Raw genomic sequence first — 17893 nt, 5'->3', positions numbered from 1 at the left:
ATACTTGATACTAAAATGGGAAGAGCATTCGAATTTAGAAAAGAAAGAAAATTTAAGCGTTGGGCTAAAATGGCTGTACAGTTTACACGTATCGGAAAGGATATTGTAATGGCTGTGAAAGATGGTGGCAGCAGTCCAGAAACCAACTCTCGTTTACGTACCGCAATGCAGAATGCAAAGGCGGTTAACATGCCAAAAGATAGGGTAGAGGCGGCAATCAAGCGTGCTTCTGATAAATCGATGGCCAATTATGAAGAAATCGTATACGAAGGTTATGCTCCACATGGGGTTGCTGTACTGATTGAAACTGCTACAGACAATACCAACCGTACGGTGGCCAATGTGCGTAGTTATTTCAACAAAACCAACGGAACATTAGGCAAAACGGGTTCATTGGATTTTGTGTTTAACCGTAAATCTATCTTCAGGTTTGTACCTACAGAAGATATGGATCTTGAAGAATTGGAATTTGAACTGATTGACGCAGGCTTGGAAGAATTATATGTGGAGGCTGATGAAGAGGGAAATGATGTAGCCGTTGCGCAGGCAGCTTTCGAAAACTTTGGCTCGATGCAAAAGGCATTGGAAGAAAAAGGAATCGAGCTGAAAAGTTCTAAGTTAGAGCGTATCGCATTGTCGCACCACCCGGTTTCTGAAGAGCAAGCATTAGATGTTTTAAAACTAATTGATAAATTAGAAGAAGATGATGATGTACAGGCTGTATATCACAATATGGCTGAATAAAAGGTAGTCTTCTATAGCTAGACAATATATTATATAACGTAAAAGCCCTAAGTAAATTATACTTAGGGCTTTTGTATTTGTAAGGGTGTATAAAACAAAAGGCCGAGACACTAGGTCTCGACCAATTAACTAACTATATAAACTTTACTTTTATTTATGGTTGCTAAACAACCAAGGCAATAATTCTGGTTCTGCAAAGGCAGAATCCCAACTGTTGTGGTTGGCTTTGAGGTACACGTTAAATTTAGGCTCGTGTCCCATTTTTTTCAATTCTCTATAAATGCCAAAAGAAAACTGAGGGCTAACCACATCATCCAGTCCTCCGTGGAAAATCCATAAAGGCACATGTTGGTATTTTTTGGCATTTGCAATATGATGACCACCGCAGATGGCAAAGGCCGCTGCAAAAGTTTTAGGCAAACGCCTTAGGATCTCGAATGTACCCATACCACCCATAGACAAACCACCTACATAGGTCTTATTCTGATCAGCAAAAGGTTTTTTTACCAACTGGTCTGTGAGCTTTAGTAAAAGGCTCATCGATTTTGTTGGCTTTCCATCTTTTACAAAGGTGAAAAAACGTTTAGTGTTGACGATGTCGATCTCTACATTGGCCCAATAGCTTTCTTCGGCGCATTGAGGGAAGACCACAACAGCAGGGAAGTTCTTTCTGAAATCGTCGGTTAAGAACATTTTAGCCCCATGCGTCAACTGCTTTTCATTGTCATTTCCACTTTCGCCCCTGCCATGTAAAAAGAATACAACAGGGTATTTTTTGTTGGCATCAAAATTCTCTGGGTATAGGATTCTATATTTTAACGTATCGTTTCCTTGGATAAAATTCTCTTTTTTAAATTTTGAGAAATCCTGGGCAAGCGCAGTAGAAATAGCAAAACAGCAAAGTAGGAATGGGATGATCTTTTTCATTTTTTTAATCAGATTTCGATTTATTTGGTCAGTTTAAAATCAACTTCTTTTACGTCTCTAGAATTGGCACCGATAAACAATTTAAAATCGCCTGGCTCGGCTACAAACTTTAAATCAGAATTGTAGAATTTAAGGTCTTCTTCCGTAAGCGTAAAACTCACTTGTTTACTCTCGCCCGATTTCAAAGCGATTTTCTGGAAACCTTTTAACTCTTTAACCGGACGGGTAATGCTCGCAACCAGATCTCTGATGTAAAGCTGAACCACTTCCTTGCCATCGTATTTACCTGTATTGGTCAATGTTACAGTTGCCGTAATACTTTTGCCTTTGCTCAAGGTGTTTGAACTTAATTTGATATCGCTAAAGTTAAATGTAGTATAGCTCAAGCCATAACCAAAAGGATAAAGAGGGTCGTTGCTTACGTCTAAATAATTAGAACGGAATTTGGTAAACCATTTTCCTTCTGCCAATGGGCGACCTGTATTTTTGTGTGCATAATACAATGGGATCTGTCCGATGTTCTGAGGAAAAGTTGCAGTCAGTTTTCCCGAAGGATTGACATCGCCAAATAAAACATCCGCAATTGCATTTCCTGCTTCGCTACCTGGGAACCATACGTTTAAGATTGCTGGTATATTTTCTTCCTCCCATTTCAAAGCCAATGGACGACCAGTAAATAAAACCAACACGATTGGTTTACCTGTTTTGGCCAATTCTTTCAACAGGTTTTTCTGTGTTTCAGGAATTTCAATATTGGTTACACTACTGCTTTCGCCACTAAACTCAGAACCTTCGCCTAGTACTGCTACCACCACATCCGATTTTTTGGCCACTTCCAATGCCTCTTTGATCATCTCAGCTTCTGGTCTTGGATCGTGTTTATAAGTAGGGTTATGGATATTTACATAACGGTTCTCTAAGGTAGCATCGGCTAAGAAGTTAGATCCACGAGCAGTGATGATATTTGCCTGGGCACCCAAAGCAGTTTTTAATCCTTGTAAAACGGTGATCGATTTGTCGGCGATATCAGGCATGGCCGCTACGCTCCATGTACCGAACATATTGGCTGTATTGTCCATCAATGGACCAACTAGACCGATGGTGCCAGATTTTTTTAAAGGCAATATGTTGTTTTTGTTCTTTAACAATACAAAACTTTCAGCTGCAATTTCGCGGGCCGATTGACGGTTCTCTGGAGTGAAAACCTCTTTTGCTGCTCTTGATTCATCACAAAACTTATAAGGATCTGTAAAAAGACCCAATTTGTATTTTGCTTCTAAAATTAAGCGACAGGCATTGTTGATCTGCGCCAAGGTTACTTTTTTCTCGGCCAATGATTTTTTTAAGGTACCTACAAATCCATCGCCAACCATATCCATATCTACACCAGCATTTAACGCTAAAGCAGAAACAGTTTGTAGGTCGCCCATTCCATGATCGATCATTTCTGGGATACCTGTATAATCGGTTACTACGAAGCCTTTAAAGCCCCATTGTTTACGCAAGATATCTGTCATTAACCATTTGCTGGCTGTAGCTGGGATTCCTTCTACCTCGTTAAAAGAAGCCATGATGCTCGCAGAACCGGCATCGATAGCGGCTTTATAAGGTGGAAGATACTCGTTGAACATCTTTACCCGGCTCATGTCGCCTGGATTATAATCTCTTCCAGCTTCTGCAGCTCCATAAAGTGCATAGTGTTTCACACAGGCTAAGATCTCGTTATTGGCCTGCAACCTACCTTGAAAGCCAGTTACCATAGCTTTGGCAATCTGCGAACCTAAATAAGGGTCTTCTCCACTTCCTTCAGAAACGCGGCCCCAACGTGGATCTCTGGCAATATCAACCATTGGTGCAAAGGTCCAGTTGATCCCACTGGCACTGGCCTCTACAGCAGCAATCCTAGCTGATTTTTTAATGGCGGCCATGTCCCAAGTACTACTTAAACCCAATGGAATCGGAAATACGGTATGATACCCATGTATCACATCCATTCCAAAAAGCAATGGGATTTTCATTCGGCTGTTTTCTACGGCAATCTTTTGAACAGCCCTTATTTTATCTACCCCTTTGATGTTAAATAAACCACCCACTTGTCCTTCTCTGATATTTTTACTGATGTTAGAACTATTGGCTTGGCCAGTAGTGATATCGCCTGAGCTAGGCAGATTCAATTGACCAATTTTTTCATCAATTGTCATTTTTGACATAAGTGTACTGATGAACTTATCCATTTGTTGTTGAGCTGCGGGAATTGTTTTTTTCTGCTGCGCTACAGCAGAACCCGATATGAAAACGGCTAATAAAAGGAAGTGACTGATTTTTTTCATTGGATTATAATTTGTGTATTATTAGTATAGATAGATTGTAATTGCTTTTATATTAAATGTTTAACCACTTTTAAGTTGATTTAGTCGATGCTTACAAATGCACAGGCACCACAGCCAATGGCCAGGTCTGTACCATTTAAGGTATTGATACCCACACCGCGGGCATGATAGAGTTGAATGGTTCTATAGGAAGCATCTTCTAGTTGTACGGTTCCAGTATAAATATCATCATTATAAGGAATTTGTCCAATCACTGTTCCGCTTGGTGGCGTATTGGCAGGCACACTGTAGTAGTTTCCTTCATCTGTTACGGTATTATATAAATATACCCATGCAGTAGTTGAGGTACTGTTGTAAGCTACAAAGTCTACCATGGTTTGTTTGTTGGTCAACTTTACAGCATTGTTGTGATTTTTGCTGGCCGAAATAGGAGTAGTTATTCCTACAACGATTGCAAATAGACATAAGACTTGAATAATTTTTTTCATGATTTAGGTTTTAAGGTTGAAAAATTATAAAGTGGCTAAACATTTTAAATTTATTTTAAGGCTTAATATCGAGCTGTTTGTATAGTTAAACTTAGTTATTTGATGGCCGGACTGGTAAAACCTAATTTTTTTAATCCAGTTTGTACTTCTGGGGCACCCATAAATAATTTCCATAACAGGCCTGTTCTACCATTTTCGATCATCACTACAATAGGCCCTTGGTCAATACCCAAATAACGTTTTGGAAACCAATTGGCGGTTTCGCTGTAGGCATCGTAAAAACCAAACTCTCCCCAAACTTTATCGCCCAGGTCTTCGTAAAGATGCCTGATCATTTTCATTGATTCTTTTGGAGTGTAGGGATAAGATGACAAGGCTGCTGTTGGTGTAATTACACCTAAGTCATTTGTTGGACTATGGCCAGAATAACCAGTAACAGAATAGCTGGCAGTTAAACCCCATGAGTTTGGCCCATAACCTTTAAACTTTTTAGGGTTTGCTACACAATAATCGTAATTAACCAACGTATGGTTTCTACCTTCTGCCCAATAATCTGCGTAGCGGTCTTTTAAACCACGAGGATCTAAACCCAAATAAGAGTATTGCGACCAGAAAAGTGGCCCTACGCTGTTTTTTTCTCCATTGTGTGCCAATTTGATTGGATGGCCATAAGGACTGATATTGGTGTTGATTTTCCCGTTTCTGGCCCAGCCTTCATGGTATACTTCTGCCGGAATGGTATGGGTAGGAGAGGCTGCAGCCATGATATAAGTAATCAGGCATTCGTTATAACCTTCTAGGGCAAAATTCATTTTCCAACCTACATTTGGGCTCCAGTGCCAATACAATACATTTTTATCGCCGTTTCTGTACCAGCTCCAATCTATGCCTTTCCAAAGTTGGTCTACTTTTGCGGCAAGGGCTTTTTCTTGTGCATTGCCATTTTTAAAATATTCGCGAACACAAAGTAACCCTTGTGCCAAATAAGCCGTTTCAACGAGGTCGCCGCCATCATCAAATTTGCTGAAAGGCTTGACTTTTCCACTTGGGTAAATCCAGTGTGGCCATACGCCATGGAAACGGTCTGCTTTCTCCAAAAAATCAACGCCTTTTTGTAAGCGTTCTAATCCTTGTGCCCTGGTGATGAACTTGCGTTCGATACCTACCAATATCGACATTACACCAAAACCAACGGCACCTGTAGCAATTACATCCTTGTCGTTTTCTCTGTATACATTGTCGCTGTGGAAACGTTCTCTGGCTAAGCCCGAAATAGGTTCGGCACCGTCCCAGAAATAATTAAAAGTTTGTTTCTCTACCAAAGTGAGCAATTGGTCATCACTTAGTTTCTTTTTTTTAGCGGTTTGTGCCTGACAACTCGTTGCGAGTACGATGAGTAAAGAAAGTGTATATAAAAGTTTCATTTGTGTGTGTTTATAGGTTAGGACTTGTAAATCCTAGGGTTCTCATTCCTGTTTTTACTTCTGGAGCGCTCATAAATAGGTTCCACAACAATTTGCTGCGGTGATTTTCGATCATAATGATAATCGGACCTTGGTCTATTGCCAAGGTTGAGCTGGCAAACCATGGGTCGTTTAAGCTAAAAGCATCTACAAAGCCATAGTCTTTCCATATTTTATCACCTAACTTGTAATAAAAGAACTTCAATGCCTGCATAGATTCTGTTGGCGTATAAGGGAAAGAAGATAAGGCTGCGGTTGGTGCAATTACACCTTTGTCGTTTGTAGGAGAGCTTGCTCCATAACCATTAGGGAGGTCGCTTGCGGTCAATCCCCAACAATCTGCACTGTAGCCAGCGTTTTTTAATGGATTGGCTACACAGTAATTATAATTGATCAAGGTATGTGCCTTGGTCTGTGTTTCGTAATTGGCGTAGGCATCGCTTAAGCCCATAGGGTTAATGCCTAAGAAAGAGTAATGTGCAAAGAATAACGGACCACCGCTTGCTGAACCCAATGGCAACTGCACACCATAATAGGTATTGCCATTTTTCATGGCGCCATTTTTTGCCCAACCTTGATCATAAACTGTTTTTGGAATAGACGAGGTAGGAGAGGCGGCAGCCAATACATAGGTAATCAAACATTCGTTCCATCCTTGGATTGGCAAATTCATTTCCCAAGCATTTGTTGGGCTCCAATGCCAATACAATACATTGCTGTTATCTTTTCTGAACCAGGCCCATTCAACACCATTGTAAATGGCATTGATATCTGCCCTAAGGGCAACTTCTGCGGCATCTGAACCACTAAAATATTGCCTGGCTGTAATAAGGCCCTGCATCAGATAGGAAGTTTCAACGAGGTCTGCGCCATTGTCTTTTGCACTAAAAGGGAGTGTTGCACCAGTGTTTCCATCTAACCAATGTGGATAGGCACCATGGTGTCTAGTGGCTTTGTTTTTAAGGAAATCGACAATTTTTTGTAATCTGGCCAAACCTTCTGCTTTGGTAATGAAATTGCGATGGATACCTGTTACAATGGCCATGATGCCAAAACCTGAACCACCAACAGCAATGGTATTGCCTGATGTATTCCTTTCTCGGGCCAAGCCGCTTACGGGATGTGCAAAATCCCAAAAATATTTGAAAGTCTGTTGTTGTACTAAGGTTAACAGTTCATCATCCGTAATGCGGGCAAATTTATCACTGTTGTCTAAACCTGATACAAGGTTGATGTTGATCGGGTTGATCAATCGACCACCACTTGATGATTTTAGATTGTCATTTACAGTTAAAGTATAACTGGTAAAAGACTTGAAATCGCTCTGCGGGGTAATGGTTAATGTTTTGTTGCCATCTTGGAATGAACTGGCAATAGGCATTGCCATACCAGCAGCATCAGTTAAGCTTATTCCATTGGTTACGGTTGAAGTATTGATAGCTTCTGTAAACGTAAACTTGATGGTAGGTTTTAAGTTAAGGCCAGTGTATTTTAGGGTGCCATTGTTTACCCCATTTACTGTAAACGATAAGGAAGTGTCGGTATTTACAGGCGTATCTTTACCGCCTTTTTTACAGCCTGAAAAAATGAGGATGGCCAATAAGAGCTGGACAACATTTAGGGTCTTGATTATTCTCATGCTGTGGGATGTTCAATAAATGCCACAGTAGCTTAGTGCTGCTACTGTGGCAAATCATAGCGTTAAATTATTTTTTGTCTAGATAAAGTTTATACATGGCATTTACAACTGCATCAGGCATAAAAGCATTGTAGATTCTGATCTCGTCGATTTTACCTGTCATGGCGGCATATTCTGTGCTGGTGTTTACCGCTTTGCCTGGGATGACGTTATAGTTACCGCCAATGATAAATTCTCCTGGTTCGTACGATTTGAACAAGTTGTTGCCCACACCTCTGTCAGAATAACTACCGATGTTGATACCATTGGTCAATACATTGAACCTACCTGTTTTTCCGTTGTAGCTCAATACCAAGTGTACCCAATTGTCAGGACCAATCTTTGGAGATAGGGTAGCATTCAAGTTATCTTGAGAACCACCACCTATGGTTGTAAATCTTGGACCTACTTTTAATACATCAATATTGCTGGCAGGATAACCATTGGTATTTAACCTCACATCTAAGCTGCCATCAAACATACCAGGACGTGCAAACTGCATCAACATGGTTCTTTTAGAACCGTTGTTAGAGATCTGGATCCACTGACTGATGGTGAAACTTTTAAAAGGGTCGGTTTTAAAGGCTGCAAACTGCGTTGCATAATAAAGATAGCCTTCGGTTAAACTTAGGGCCTTGCCTTTAAATCCTGTAATCAATGCATCGCCGGCTTTGGCCGTAGGCGCATTGCCACTGATCTTATCTGTGTAGTTGTCATCAAAACTGAAATAGGCAACCAGATTATCTTTAAGGATTTCATCGGTAGTTCTAAAACCACCAATGGTACCTACATAATCATTAGGATCTAACTCTGGCAGATTATTTGGATTGCCATCTTTTTCGCAAGATGAAAATGTTGTGGCGGTAAGTAATACACCTACTGCACAAACTGTTCTATATAAATTTGAAAATTTCATGTTTCTACTATTTTAAGCGATTAGTAACCTGGGTTTTGAGTTAATACACCTTTACTTAAATCAATTTGTTGTTGAGGAATTGGTAACAACCTGTCGCGGTTTGGATTGTAACCAGTTTTTCCAGCAGCTACCATTGCATCTTGATCAATACCCCAACGTACAATATCGAAGAAACGTTCGTGTTCCATAGCCAATTCAACTCTTCTTTCTTGACGGATGGCATTGCGTAATGCAGTTTGGTCTGTTGTAGTTACATCTGGAAGGATGGCATTGTTGCCTGCTCTAGCCCTTGCACGTACACTGTTCAATGCGGCTAAAGCAGCTGTAGTGTTGGTGGTACCACCTAACTCATTTGCAGCTTCTGCATACATCAATACCACATCAGCGTAACGTAAGATACGAACATTCATCCACCAACCACCTCTGTTATTATACATTGCGATATAAGTAGGGTTGGCCAATACTTTTTGATTGTATTTGGTATTAGGTACATCAGTAGGATAAAGCGGTGCAGTTTGTCCATAAATGGTGGTACTTGGTGTTGAAGCCGTGCTACTGTACAAGATGGTTCTTGTTTTGCGTGGGTCTCCAGGCTCATAAGCAGCTTCTAACATTGCACTTGGCATGTTCCAGCCCCATCCTCTGTTCCATTCTGTACTGCTTCCTCTTGTGCCTTGAACACTTGCATATTGGATACCATTGGCAGTAGGTACAGTTGCGCTTGCTGTTCCTTGGATTTCGAAAATCGACTCTTTACTGTTTTCGCCAGCTTCACTAAAAATAGTGTTGTATGGAGTAGACAAGTCATATTGATTAGAAGTCATTACAAGGTTGGCAGTTGCCATTGCTTGCGACCATTTTTGTTGGTACAAGTATACTTTGGCCAAAATACCATTTGCCATCCCTTTTGTTGATCTGCCTACAAATTTTTTGTCCCAAACCACAGGTAGGTTTGTGGCTGCATATTGAAGGTCGCTTTCTATAAAGGCATAGATTTCTGCTGGTGTACTTTGTGGTACATTCGAAGCTACGGCCTGTACCTTATCAATTTTAGGTACTCTACCAAATGCCCTAACCAATACAAAGTAAGAGTAGGCACGTAAAAATTTGGCCTCAGCTTGTGCTTGGATCTTCATTTGGTCGGTAGCGATAATTTCTTTATCGTTTTCAACTTTATCTAAGATCGTATTACATCTGCCGATCATTGCATAATATTCTGTCCACAAACTGTTTACCCTTCCATTGGTTAAGGCAGGGAAATTATCCATGGCAATAACATCAGCTCCACCATCTGTAGGTGTACTACCTTTGTCAGCATCGTCACTTCTAATACTGGTTACTACCATAAAACCATCAGAAACATAGTTATATGCTCTTAAAGCATCGTAAGCAGAAAATAAGAATTGATCGTATGGTGTTCCACCTTGTGGATAAGGATAATTGTCGGCAGTATATGTTCCTTGTCTTTGTGTATCCAAGAAATCTTTACAGCCCGAATTCATAGAAACAAATGCAGCAGCAGTTAAAGCTACACATAGATTTCTTTTATAATTATTAAATATTTTCATCTGATAAAAATTTTAAAATGCTGTCAATTAAAAAGTAATATTTAATCCGAAAGAGTAAACGGCTGGAATAGGATATACCCCATTATCAGCACCGCCACCTAAAATGCTTCCGATCTGTGCTTCTGGTGTGTAACCAGTTGCTTTGGTCCAAGTTTTAAGGTTTTGGCCACTTACATAAACTCTTAGTTTTTGAGCACCTATTTTAGTCATTAATGTTTTACCGAAAGTATAACCCAATTGAACGGTACGGACCTGAAATAATCTCCAGGCTCTAAATAATACGAGCTAAACAAGAAGTTGTTTCCACGTGTATTGTCCAAGATAGGCTCTACATTTGAAGTACCAGGACCAGTCCAAGCATTTAACCTGTTGCTTTCGTAGTTTAAGGTAGCAAAGTTAGAAGTACGACGTTGGGTATAGATCGAGTTACCAGCCACACCTTGTCCTTCGATCAAGGCATCAAAACCTTTGTAACCTAACGAAAGGCTCATGCCATAACTGTATGGAGGGAATGGTGTACCTAGATAAGTTCTATCTAAAGGAGAGATGATTCCATCACCATTCACGTCTTCGTATGCGATATCTCCAAGCTGTGAATTTGAAAATGCCGGCATGCTCAACATGTCTTTAGCTGTTTGATAGATACCTACTTGTCTGTAACCAAAGAAATAACCGATCGATTGACCTGAATTGGTCAAGTTTACACCATTGTTACCTGTAATCTGGAATTCAGTAGTATTACCCAAAGATTCTACACGGTTTTTGTTGTAACTGAAGTTACCTGAAATGCCGTAAGTAAATTCTTTGCCTATTTTATCAGACCAACCTAAGGTTACCTCAACACCTTTGTTAACGATTTCACCCAAATTGGTAAAGTAAGTTAATCCACCTTGAGCGGCAGGTAAAGGGAAGCTGGTTAAAATTCCAGTTGTTTTTTTGTTATAAAAATTGATATCAGTACTTAAACGATTATCTAATGCTCTTACTTCTAAGCCTATATCTGTACCTTCTACCACTTCAAAACGTAGGTTTGGATCAGGTAGATAAGCGTTCTGTACAGCAGTATAGATATTGTCGCCAAATATAGCTGTAGAACCTGTTGAAAGACCTTGTTGATAAAGGTTGCCCGGAACACCGTTTGAGTTTCCTAATCTACCCCATGAGGTACGAAGCTTTAAGTAGTTTATGCCTTTGATATTGTTTTTGAAGAAATCTTCTTCGCTGGCTACCCAACCTAAACCCACACTTCCAAAAGTTCCCCATCTGTTTGCTGGCGAAAATCTAGAACTACCATCTCTACGGATTGTTCCGTTGAAAAGATACTTGTCTTTGTAGGTATAACTTACCCTTGCAAATGCACCGGCATTGGTTTCTTCGCCACCACCACCAGCATTGCTTTGGATATTGTTAGGATTGATGATACCTAAGTACCAAAGATCTGGATCACCAGGTACAACCAAAGTACTATCTGTACGAGAACCACTTACACTTGAATTGGCAAAACGCAAAGAAGTGAAACCAGCTAATGCAGTTAATCTATGACCACCTTCAAATGATTTTTCGTAGGTTAAAGTATGGTCTTGTTGATACCTGTGACTTTCTGATTGACCTTGACTAACCGAAGAACGGAACAAGTTATCTTTGGTAGTCGTAGTTGCTCCTCCGTTTTCACCTACGTTAATAAAAGTGAAAGGTGGACGAGAGAATCCTCTTGAGGTACCAAAAGCATAATCAGCATATAAGGTAGAACGTAAAGTGAAGTTCTTAAGGAATTTTAATTCAGCAAAGATACTTCCATTAAACCTGTAGTTTTTATTGATGGTCGACCTGTTGTTACGTTCTATAGACGCAATAGGGTTTCCAACTTGTGCCCTTTGGAACGAAGGCATTGAATAATAAGTGTTGGCATCTGTTTGAACCGGCACGATCGGCGCTGCCCAAAGTGCATTGGTTAAACTTGCAGCAGTAGGGTTATAGGTAGAATAAAATCCTGTAAAATCGCCACCCAATTTAAATTTATCAGTTACCCTGATCTCTTCACTTAAACGAAGTACAAATTTTTGAAAATTTTCATATTTCAATACCCCGTCTTGGTTGTTATAGCCAAGGTTGATCAAAGTAGTGGTTTTTTCGCCAGTATTAGAAACACTTAAGCTGTTTGAGTTGATCACTGCATTTTGCAAGATCAGGTCTTGCCAATCTGTATTGCCTTTGTAATTACTGAAATCAAAAGGTGCAGCGTTGATATTTGCCAACTGTGTAGAATATAATTTCTTAAATCCATCGGCATCAGTAACATCAATTTTGTTGGTTACTTTTTGGATACCAACGTTACTTGTAAAATTAACACGTGTTTGGCCTTTTGCTGCACGTTTTGTAGTAATAGCAATTACACCATTTGCACCTCTTAAACCATAAATGGCTGATGATGACGCATCACGTAATAAATCGATCGACTCGATATCTGCAGGGTTAAGGTAATCGATGTTGTCTTGTAACAATCCATCAACCACATACAATGGACTAGCGTTGTTTGTACTTGCTATACCACGTATCCTGATTACCGGTTGAGAACCTGCACCACCAGAGTTAACTACAGTTAAACCTGCCACCTTTCCTTGTAGAGAGGCCAAAGGGCTAACTGCAGGCATTTTGGCAATATCATCACCGCTTACGCTAGAAATGGCGCCTGTTAAATCTTTTCGTTTTTGAGTACCGTAACCAACAACCACAACCTGCTCTAGGTTTTGAGTATCGGATTTTAAGGTCACATCAATTTTTGATTTGTTGTTGATGGCAATTTCTTGGGTAAGGTATCCTAGAAAGGAAAATACCAAGGTGCCATTACTCGGAGCACTAATGGTATAGTTTCCGAGGGCATCTGTTTGAACTGCACGGTTTGTTCCTTTTAAGACTACTGTTGCAAATGGAATAGCAATATTGCCATCATCTTTTATATTACCCGTAACTGTGATGTTTTGGGCATTTGCAACACTAAACAAAAACAAACAAAAAAAAGTTAGAACAGAAAATTTTGTAAAGATTTTTTTCATACTGTTATCATATTTGATTTAATTGATTGTTCTAATTTTCTGTTTTTGTTTGGTAACTACAAGTTTAAACACCTATACATTTATACATCAAAGCACAGATGTGTACTTTCACAACAGAGGAAGTAAATTGTGTTTTTAGCCTAAAAATGACGTTTTTAAGCTGATAATAGAAAAAATAGGAGTACTACAAAGCAGAAAAATCAACTGCCTTTAAGTGTCTTTAAAATTAAGTGATGAGAGGTAATGATGTAGTGCTAAAGTTCCATTAAAAACTCAACTAGGTTCTTGTCGTGTGGAACTTCCAGTTTTTTACGCAAACGATACCTGCGTATTTCTACGCCTCTAAGCGATATGTTTAAGAGTGAGGCCATCTCTTTACTGCTCATGTTCATGTGCAGGTAAGCACATAGTTTCAAATCGTTGGGCACAAGACCTGGGTGGTTGGCTTTAAGCTTTTTGAAGAAACTTTCGTGCGCTTCATTAAAACTGCTTTCGAACAGGTTCCAGTCACGCTCATCGTTCATGCCATCATCGATCACCTTTTGTATTTTTCTAAGTTGGTCTTCTGAAAGCTTCTTTCCATTCTCGTCTTTGAGTTTGGTCATCTCTTCACTTAGTTTCTGGAGTAGCTCGTTTTTGTAGACTAGGCTCATGGCCGAATTGGCCAATTCTCTATTTTTGCTGGCCAATTCAGCCTGCAATTTTTCTGTTCGTAGTTTGATGATCTGTTTTTCTGTAGCTTCTGCTTCCTTCTTTAAAAACTCTTCTTTTTCTGCCTGGAGTTTTAGGGTAATGGCCTGCTGGTCTTTGTTAAGTTTGGCTTCATAGATGCGCTTGCCAGCTATCAATGCCACTACACCTACCAAAGCATAAAAAGCAATTGCCCAATTGCTGCCATACCAAGGTGGCAATACCACAAATTCAAAGTTGGTAGTTTCGCTGATTGTTCCTTCATCTAGCTTAGCCCTTACTTTAAATACATAACTACCTCTGCCCAAATTGGTAAAATCTTTTTGGGTAGCCGAACTCCAATCAGACCATTGTTTAGAATAGCCTTCTAAATAATATTGGAACTTGATCTTGGCTTGACGGTAATACGGAAGAGAGAAGGAAATACGGATATTATTTCTACTAAAAGGAATCTCTATGGTTTCTTCACGGCTTCCATTTTCGGTAATGCTGCTGTATTTATCTGTAATGTCTTCAACTTTTCTGATCAATACAGCAGGTAGTTTTGTAGACTTTGCCTTGTTTTCTGTATTGGTAGTATTGTAGATTACAAAACCATCGTCAACGCTGATCAGGTAGATCTTGCTGCTGATCTGACTAATGTTTTCATAATATTGTACCATTCGCCCATCCAAGATGCTGAACCTGCTCGAATCGATAGAAATCTTGCCGGGTTCGGTTAAATTGACCAAACTCATCTTGCCATGGTTGATGAACCAATATTTCTTAAATCCGGCATTGATGATTTTGTTGGAAGAATAGAAACTACCAATATTCTTATTTAACGATTCGTAGGGTTTAAAACTATTGTCGATCTCATCGTAGGTTAAAAAGCCAGAATCAGAAGAAAATATGATCTTGTTTTCTACATTGAAGATATTAATGTTGAAGTTTCCAGGAAGGCCATTCTTTTCATCGAAGTATTTGATACTGACAGCTCGTTTCAAGTCGGGGCTTAAAGTAAGTTTATACAATCCTTTATAAGCGTGACTAACCCAAATGTCTCCTTTGCTATCCTGTTCTACATAACGTGAAGGTTCTCCAAAACCCGTGATCTTATGGCTAAATTTCCAGTTTCCGGCAGCATCTTTGGCAAAAATGACCAATCCGGTATAGGTACCCTGGATCAGGTAATTGGGATTTGAATTTAGCTTTTTGATGGTCCAACCTCCGCTAACGATCGATATTTTGTCCATTCGATCGCCAACAATATTAAACGTCCCATCGTTATGGCCACACAATAGCTGGTTGTCTATTCCACTGAGGTCCCAAACCTGTCCCTGAGAGTTCGGGATCAAATTTGAAATCAAAAGAATTGAACAGGTTTCCATCTTCAGGTATCCAAGGGCTCCAAAACAAACCTTGATTGGTGCCCAAGTAGATCTTGTTCTTTACGATCAAGCTAGAATAAACGGTTCCAAACTGCCCGGCTTTATCGAAGTAAAAGTATAGGGGAGAGTTCAGTTCTACCCTGTCGATGCCATTGTCTAGGCCAGCCCAAAGATTCTGTTCATTATCGGCATACAGGCTTAAGATGGTATTGTTCTGTAATCCACTTGATTTATTAATGCGCTGTACCACTTTGCCATTTTCATCAATAATGATCAATCCGTTTAAAATCGTGCCGTACGCATAATATTTATCCAAGATCCTTACCCCATTGTTGAGCTGGTAGGTTTTTAAAAACCAATTGGCAGGACTGTTTAATGGGGTAAAACTTTGGCCATCGTAGATAAAAAGACCATTTTTACTGGTGCCGATGATAAAACTGTTGTTTTTATAAGGTAAGATAGAGAGGATTCCAGTGTTGCCCAATATTTCACTTCCTGCCAAGGGTACAAAGTTTTTTCCTTGTAACTCAAAAAGACCTTTTCCCAATACTTCGGCAAAAAGCCTCTTATTGGCCTGATGCAAAAACAAAAAAGCATTGGGTGCTTTAAGTACGACTACTTTTTTATGCTCATAGATATAAATGGTAGAAAAGGATTGAAAAATGATGCGTTGTCCATCAACATATATTTTCCAGATCTCGTCAGTTAATCGGTAAGGTTGTGGAATAAGTTTAACCAATGAATTATAACTCAGTTTTTTGTTCTTATACGACCAATATCCGAACTCACCAAAACTGCCTGTGTAAATTGTTCCATCGCTGCCAGCAGCTACAGAGCGTACGATCTGGCGGTTTGGCATCTTGTATTGTTGCCAATATTTTCCATCATAAGTTAGCAGTCCTTCGGCATTACCAAAATACATGATGCCATTTTTGTCTTTGGCAATAGACCAGTTTTGGTTACCCGATAAATAAGATGATTTTGGATAATTCTGAACGTAGGGAACCCCAATACTTTGGATGTCGTTGGCAAAAACACCACCAGACAATAGCATGAAAATAAAACAAATGATAAAACGACCGAAAGTATTGTTTTTCATGTATGTAAAGGAGCTGCTAGTCAAATTGTTGTACAAATTAAATAATTAATAGGGATAAAAAACAAAACAGTACTTATTTCTTGATAAAGGCAAAAAATACGGCCAAGATAATAAGTACGAAAGCTACAACATGGTTCCAAGCAATCTTTTCCGTCTTAAAAAACAGGATGGAGAAAATAAGGAATACGGTAATTGAAATGGCTTCTTGGGTTACCTTCAATTGCATTAAACTAAATGGCCCACCATTTTCCTTAAAACCATATTTATTGGCAGGTACCTGGAAGATATATTCGAACAAGGCAATGCCCCAACTAATGGCAATGATGCTTAAAAGGCCGAGGCTTTTACTCCACTCCATATCTTTGAACTTTAAATGGCCATACCAGGCCAAAGTCATAAAGGTATTAGAGATCAAAAGGAAGACGATGGTTAAAAAAGCACGCATATTATCAAATAGTTAATGGATAATTTTTGAAATTTATAAAATCTATTTCGTAATCATACCCAAACCATTTACAAAATCTATGCTAAACAGAAATCTACCTTGCAGTGCAAGGTCAATAAACTATTTTGGCTTTAGCTTTTAGCTACTGGCTGAGGCACTTTTACATAATAACCTGTTCCATCATATGGACGCTTACGCGGATGTGTGGTACAGGCTATAGAACAACAGCCTTGTAGTTCATCACCACATTCATCACACTGTGTAAAATGCTCATTGCACTCTGGATTGGCACAGTTGATCATTTTAGGCGTGGTTTTGCCGCAGTTTAAGCAGGTAGAAACAATAACTGGGTTTACAGAATTTACATCAACGGCAATTCTATTGTCGAAAACATAACATTTGCCATCAAAATCTTTACCACCGGCTTCTTTACCATATTTGATGATCCACCATGTAATTGATACACATCTGTAAAACCATGATGTAACAATAAGGCAGAAGCTTTTTCGCATTTGATCCCACCTGTACAATAAGTCATCACTTTTTTGTCTTTGTATTTGGCCAAAGCCTCGATCTGGTCAGGGAAATCACGAAAATTCTCAATATCTAAAGTTACGGCATTTTTAAACTTGCCGAGGTTATGTTCATAATTAGAACGTACATCTAATACCACCACATCGTCGCGGTCTAACATTTCGCTAAACTCTTTAGGCTCCAGATATTTTCCTGTCCTTTCGTTGGGATTGATGATACTGGTATCACGCAGGCCAGAGTGTACGATTTCTGGTTTGTACCTGCAATGCATTTTAATAAACGAAGGCTCTTCAACCTCATCTATTTTAAAATCGGTTTTGGCAAATCTTTCATCGGCCTTAACATGGGCCATATAAGCTGCGCAGGCTTCAACAGTACCAGAAACAGTACCGTTTAAACCTTCTTCGGCAACGATGATCCGGCCAACCAATCCTAAAGATTTACAAAAAGCCAAGTGGTCTGCAGCAAATTGTTCTGCATCTGCTATTGGAGAATAGCAATAATAAAGTAGGGTGTTATATGTTGTCATAATTCATTGATACCGCTGCAAACGGCGTTTAATGCGGGCAAAGATAATAAAAAAGATGG

At 39.5% G+C, this 17893-nt stretch carries 13 protein-coding genes and 1 pseudogene; 1 reads left to right on the top strand and 13 read right to left on the bottom strand.

Features of this window, described 5'->3' with window-relative positions; all coding sequences use genetic code 11:
* Positions 1-15: 15 nt before the first annotated feature.
* Complete coding sequence (locus ACFJIZ_RS12345) at positions 16-744, top strand: YebC/PmpR family DNA-binding transcriptional regulator (protein WP_379084303.1); 729 nt, start codon at positions 16-18, stop codon at positions 742-744.
* Positions 745-894: 150 nt separating this feature from the next.
* Here ACFJIZ_RS12345 and ACFJIZ_RS12340 read toward each other — a convergent pair whose 3' ends face one another.
* The 13 genes and pseudogenes from ACFJIZ_RS12340 to ACFJIZ_RS12280 form a co-directional block, all read right to left on the bottom strand.
* Positions 895-1671, bottom strand: coding sequence for an alpha/beta hydrolase-fold protein (locus ACFJIZ_RS12340; RefSeq protein ID WP_379084300.1), 777 nt, complete (start codon positions 1669-1671; stop codon positions 895-897).
* Between the two features lie 20 nt (positions 1672-1691).
* Positions 1692-4001 carry a beta-glucosidase BglX gene (gene bglX, locus ACFJIZ_RS12335; RefSeq protein WP_379084297.1) on the bottom strand — a complete coding sequence of 770 codons (2310 nt, stop codon included), beginning with the start codon at positions 3999-4001 and terminating at the stop codon, positions 1692-1694.
* 80 nt (positions 4002-4081) lie between these two features.
* Complete coding sequence (locus ACFJIZ_RS12330; protein ID WP_379084294.1) at positions 4082-4489, bottom strand: hypothetical protein; 408 nt, start codon at positions 4487-4489, stop codon at positions 4082-4084.
* Positions 4490-4584: 95 nt separating this feature from the next.
* The gene (locus ACFJIZ_RS12325; RefSeq protein ID WP_379084291.1) at positions 4585-5913 is read right to left on the bottom strand and encodes a glucoamylase family protein; all 1329 of its coding nucleotides are present in this window, start codon (positions 5911-5913) and stop codon (positions 4585-4587) included.
* Between the two features lie 10 nt (positions 5914-5923).
* A complete protein-coding gene (locus ACFJIZ_RS12320) occupies positions 5924-7591 on the bottom strand; it encodes a glucoamylase family protein (protein WP_379084288.1) in 1668 nt (555 codons plus the stop codon).
* A gap of 67 nt (positions 7592-7658) precedes the next feature.
* Positions 7659-8546, bottom strand: a complete 888-nt coding sequence (locus ACFJIZ_RS12315) for a LamG-like jellyroll fold domain-containing protein (protein WP_379084285.1) — start codon at positions 8544-8546, stop codon at positions 7659-7661.
* A gap of 20 nt (positions 8547-8566) precedes the next feature.
* The gene (locus ACFJIZ_RS12310) at positions 8567-10114 is read right to left on the bottom strand and encodes a RagB/SusD family nutrient uptake outer membrane protein (RefSeq protein ID WP_379084282.1); all 1548 of its coding nucleotides are present in this window, start codon (positions 10112-10114) and stop codon (positions 8567-8569) included.
* Positions 10115-10141: 27 nt separating this feature from the next.
* Positions 10142-10324 carry a hypothetical protein gene (locus ACFJIZ_RS12305; RefSeq protein WP_379084280.1) on the bottom strand — a complete coding sequence of 61 codons (183 nt, stop codon included), beginning with the start codon at positions 10322-10324 and terminating at the stop codon, positions 10142-10144.
* Positions 10324-13167, bottom strand: a complete 2844-nt coding sequence (locus ACFJIZ_RS12300; RefSeq protein ID WP_379084277.1) for a SusC/RagA family TonB-linked outer membrane protein — start codon at positions 13165-13167, stop codon at positions 10324-10326. The genes ACFJIZ_RS12305 and ACFJIZ_RS12300 overlap by 1 nt, the downstream gene beginning before the upstream one ends.
* Before the next feature lie 254 nt (positions 13168-13421).
* Entirely contained in the window at positions 13422-15194 is a 1773-nt protein-coding gene (locus ACFJIZ_RS12295; RefSeq protein WP_379084274.1) for a triple tyrosine motif-containing protein, read from the bottom strand.
* Positions 15124-16326, bottom strand: coding sequence for a two-component regulator propeller domain-containing protein (locus ACFJIZ_RS12290; protein ID WP_379084271.1), 1203 nt, complete (start codon positions 16324-16326; stop codon positions 15124-15126). The genes ACFJIZ_RS12295 and ACFJIZ_RS12290 overlap by 71 nt, the downstream gene beginning before the upstream one ends.
* 73 nt (positions 16327-16399) lie before the next feature.
* Positions 16400-16771 (bottom strand): DMT family protein, encoded by a 372-nt coding sequence (locus tag ACFJIZ_RS12285; protein ID WP_379084267.1) that lies wholly within the window; start codon positions 16769-16771, stop codon positions 16400-16402.
* Between the two features lie 131 nt (positions 16772-16902).
* A pseudogene (locus ACFJIZ_RS12280) lies at positions 16903-17834 on the bottom strand (rhodanese-related sulfurtransferase).
* Positions 17835-17893 lie beyond the last annotated feature (59 nt).

It is taken from the genome of Pedobacter sp. UC225_65 (genome assembly GCF_042698365.1).
Taxonomy (GTDB): Bacteria; Bacteroidota; Bacteroidia; order Sphingobacteriales; family Sphingobacteriaceae; genus Pedobacter.
Note: the sequence above shows the minus strand (reverse complement) of the source record. Positions and strands in the feature narration are given on the sequence as shown.

Bases quoted from the DNA above. Each gene is read 5' to 3' on its own strand.
- ACFJIZ_RS12345 (WP_379084303.1), top strand. From the start codon at position 16: ATGGGAAGAGCATTCGAATTTAGAAAAGAAAGAAAATTTAAGCGTTGG.
- ACFJIZ_RS12340 (WP_379084300.1), bottom strand. From the start codon at position 1,671: ATGAAAAAGATCATCCCATTCCTACTTTGCTGTTTTGCTATTTCTACT.
- bglX (WP_379084297.1), bottom strand. From the start codon at position 4,001: ATGAAAAAAATCAGTCACTTCCTTTTATTAGCCGTTTTCATATCGGGT.
- ACFJIZ_RS12330 (WP_379084294.1), bottom strand. From the start codon at position 4,489: ATGAAAAAAATTATTCAAGTCTTATGTCTATTTGCAATCGTTGTAGGA.
- ACFJIZ_RS12325 (WP_379084291.1), bottom strand. From the start codon at position 5,913: ATGAAACTTTTATATACACTTTCTTTACTCATCGTACTCGCAACGAGT.
- ACFJIZ_RS12320 (WP_379084288.1), bottom strand. From the start codon at position 7,591: ATGAGAATAATCAAGACCCTAAATGTTGTCCAGCTCTTATTGGCCATC.
- ACFJIZ_RS12315 (WP_379084285.1), bottom strand. From the start codon at position 8,546: ATGAAATTTTCAAATTTATATAGAACAGTTTGTGCAGTAGGTGTATTA.
- ACFJIZ_RS12310 (WP_379084282.1), bottom strand. From the start codon at position 10,114: ATGAAAATATTTAATAATTATAAAAGAAATCTATGTGTAGCTTTAACT.
- ACFJIZ_RS12305 (WP_379084280.1), bottom strand. From the start codon at position 10,324: ATGACTAAAATAGGTGCTCAAAAACTAAGAGTTTATGTAAGTGGCCAA.
- ACFJIZ_RS12300 (WP_379084277.1), bottom strand. From the start codon at position 13,167: ATGAAAAAAATCTTTACAAAATTTTCTGTTCTAACTTTTTTTTGTTTG.
- ACFJIZ_RS12290 (WP_379084271.1), bottom strand. From the start codon at position 16,326: ATGAAAAACAATACTTTCGGTCGTTTTATCATTTGTTTTATTTTCATG.
- ACFJIZ_RS12285 (WP_379084267.1), bottom strand. From the start codon at position 16,771: ATGCGTGCTTTTTTAACCATCGTCTTCCTTTTGATCTCTAATACCTTT.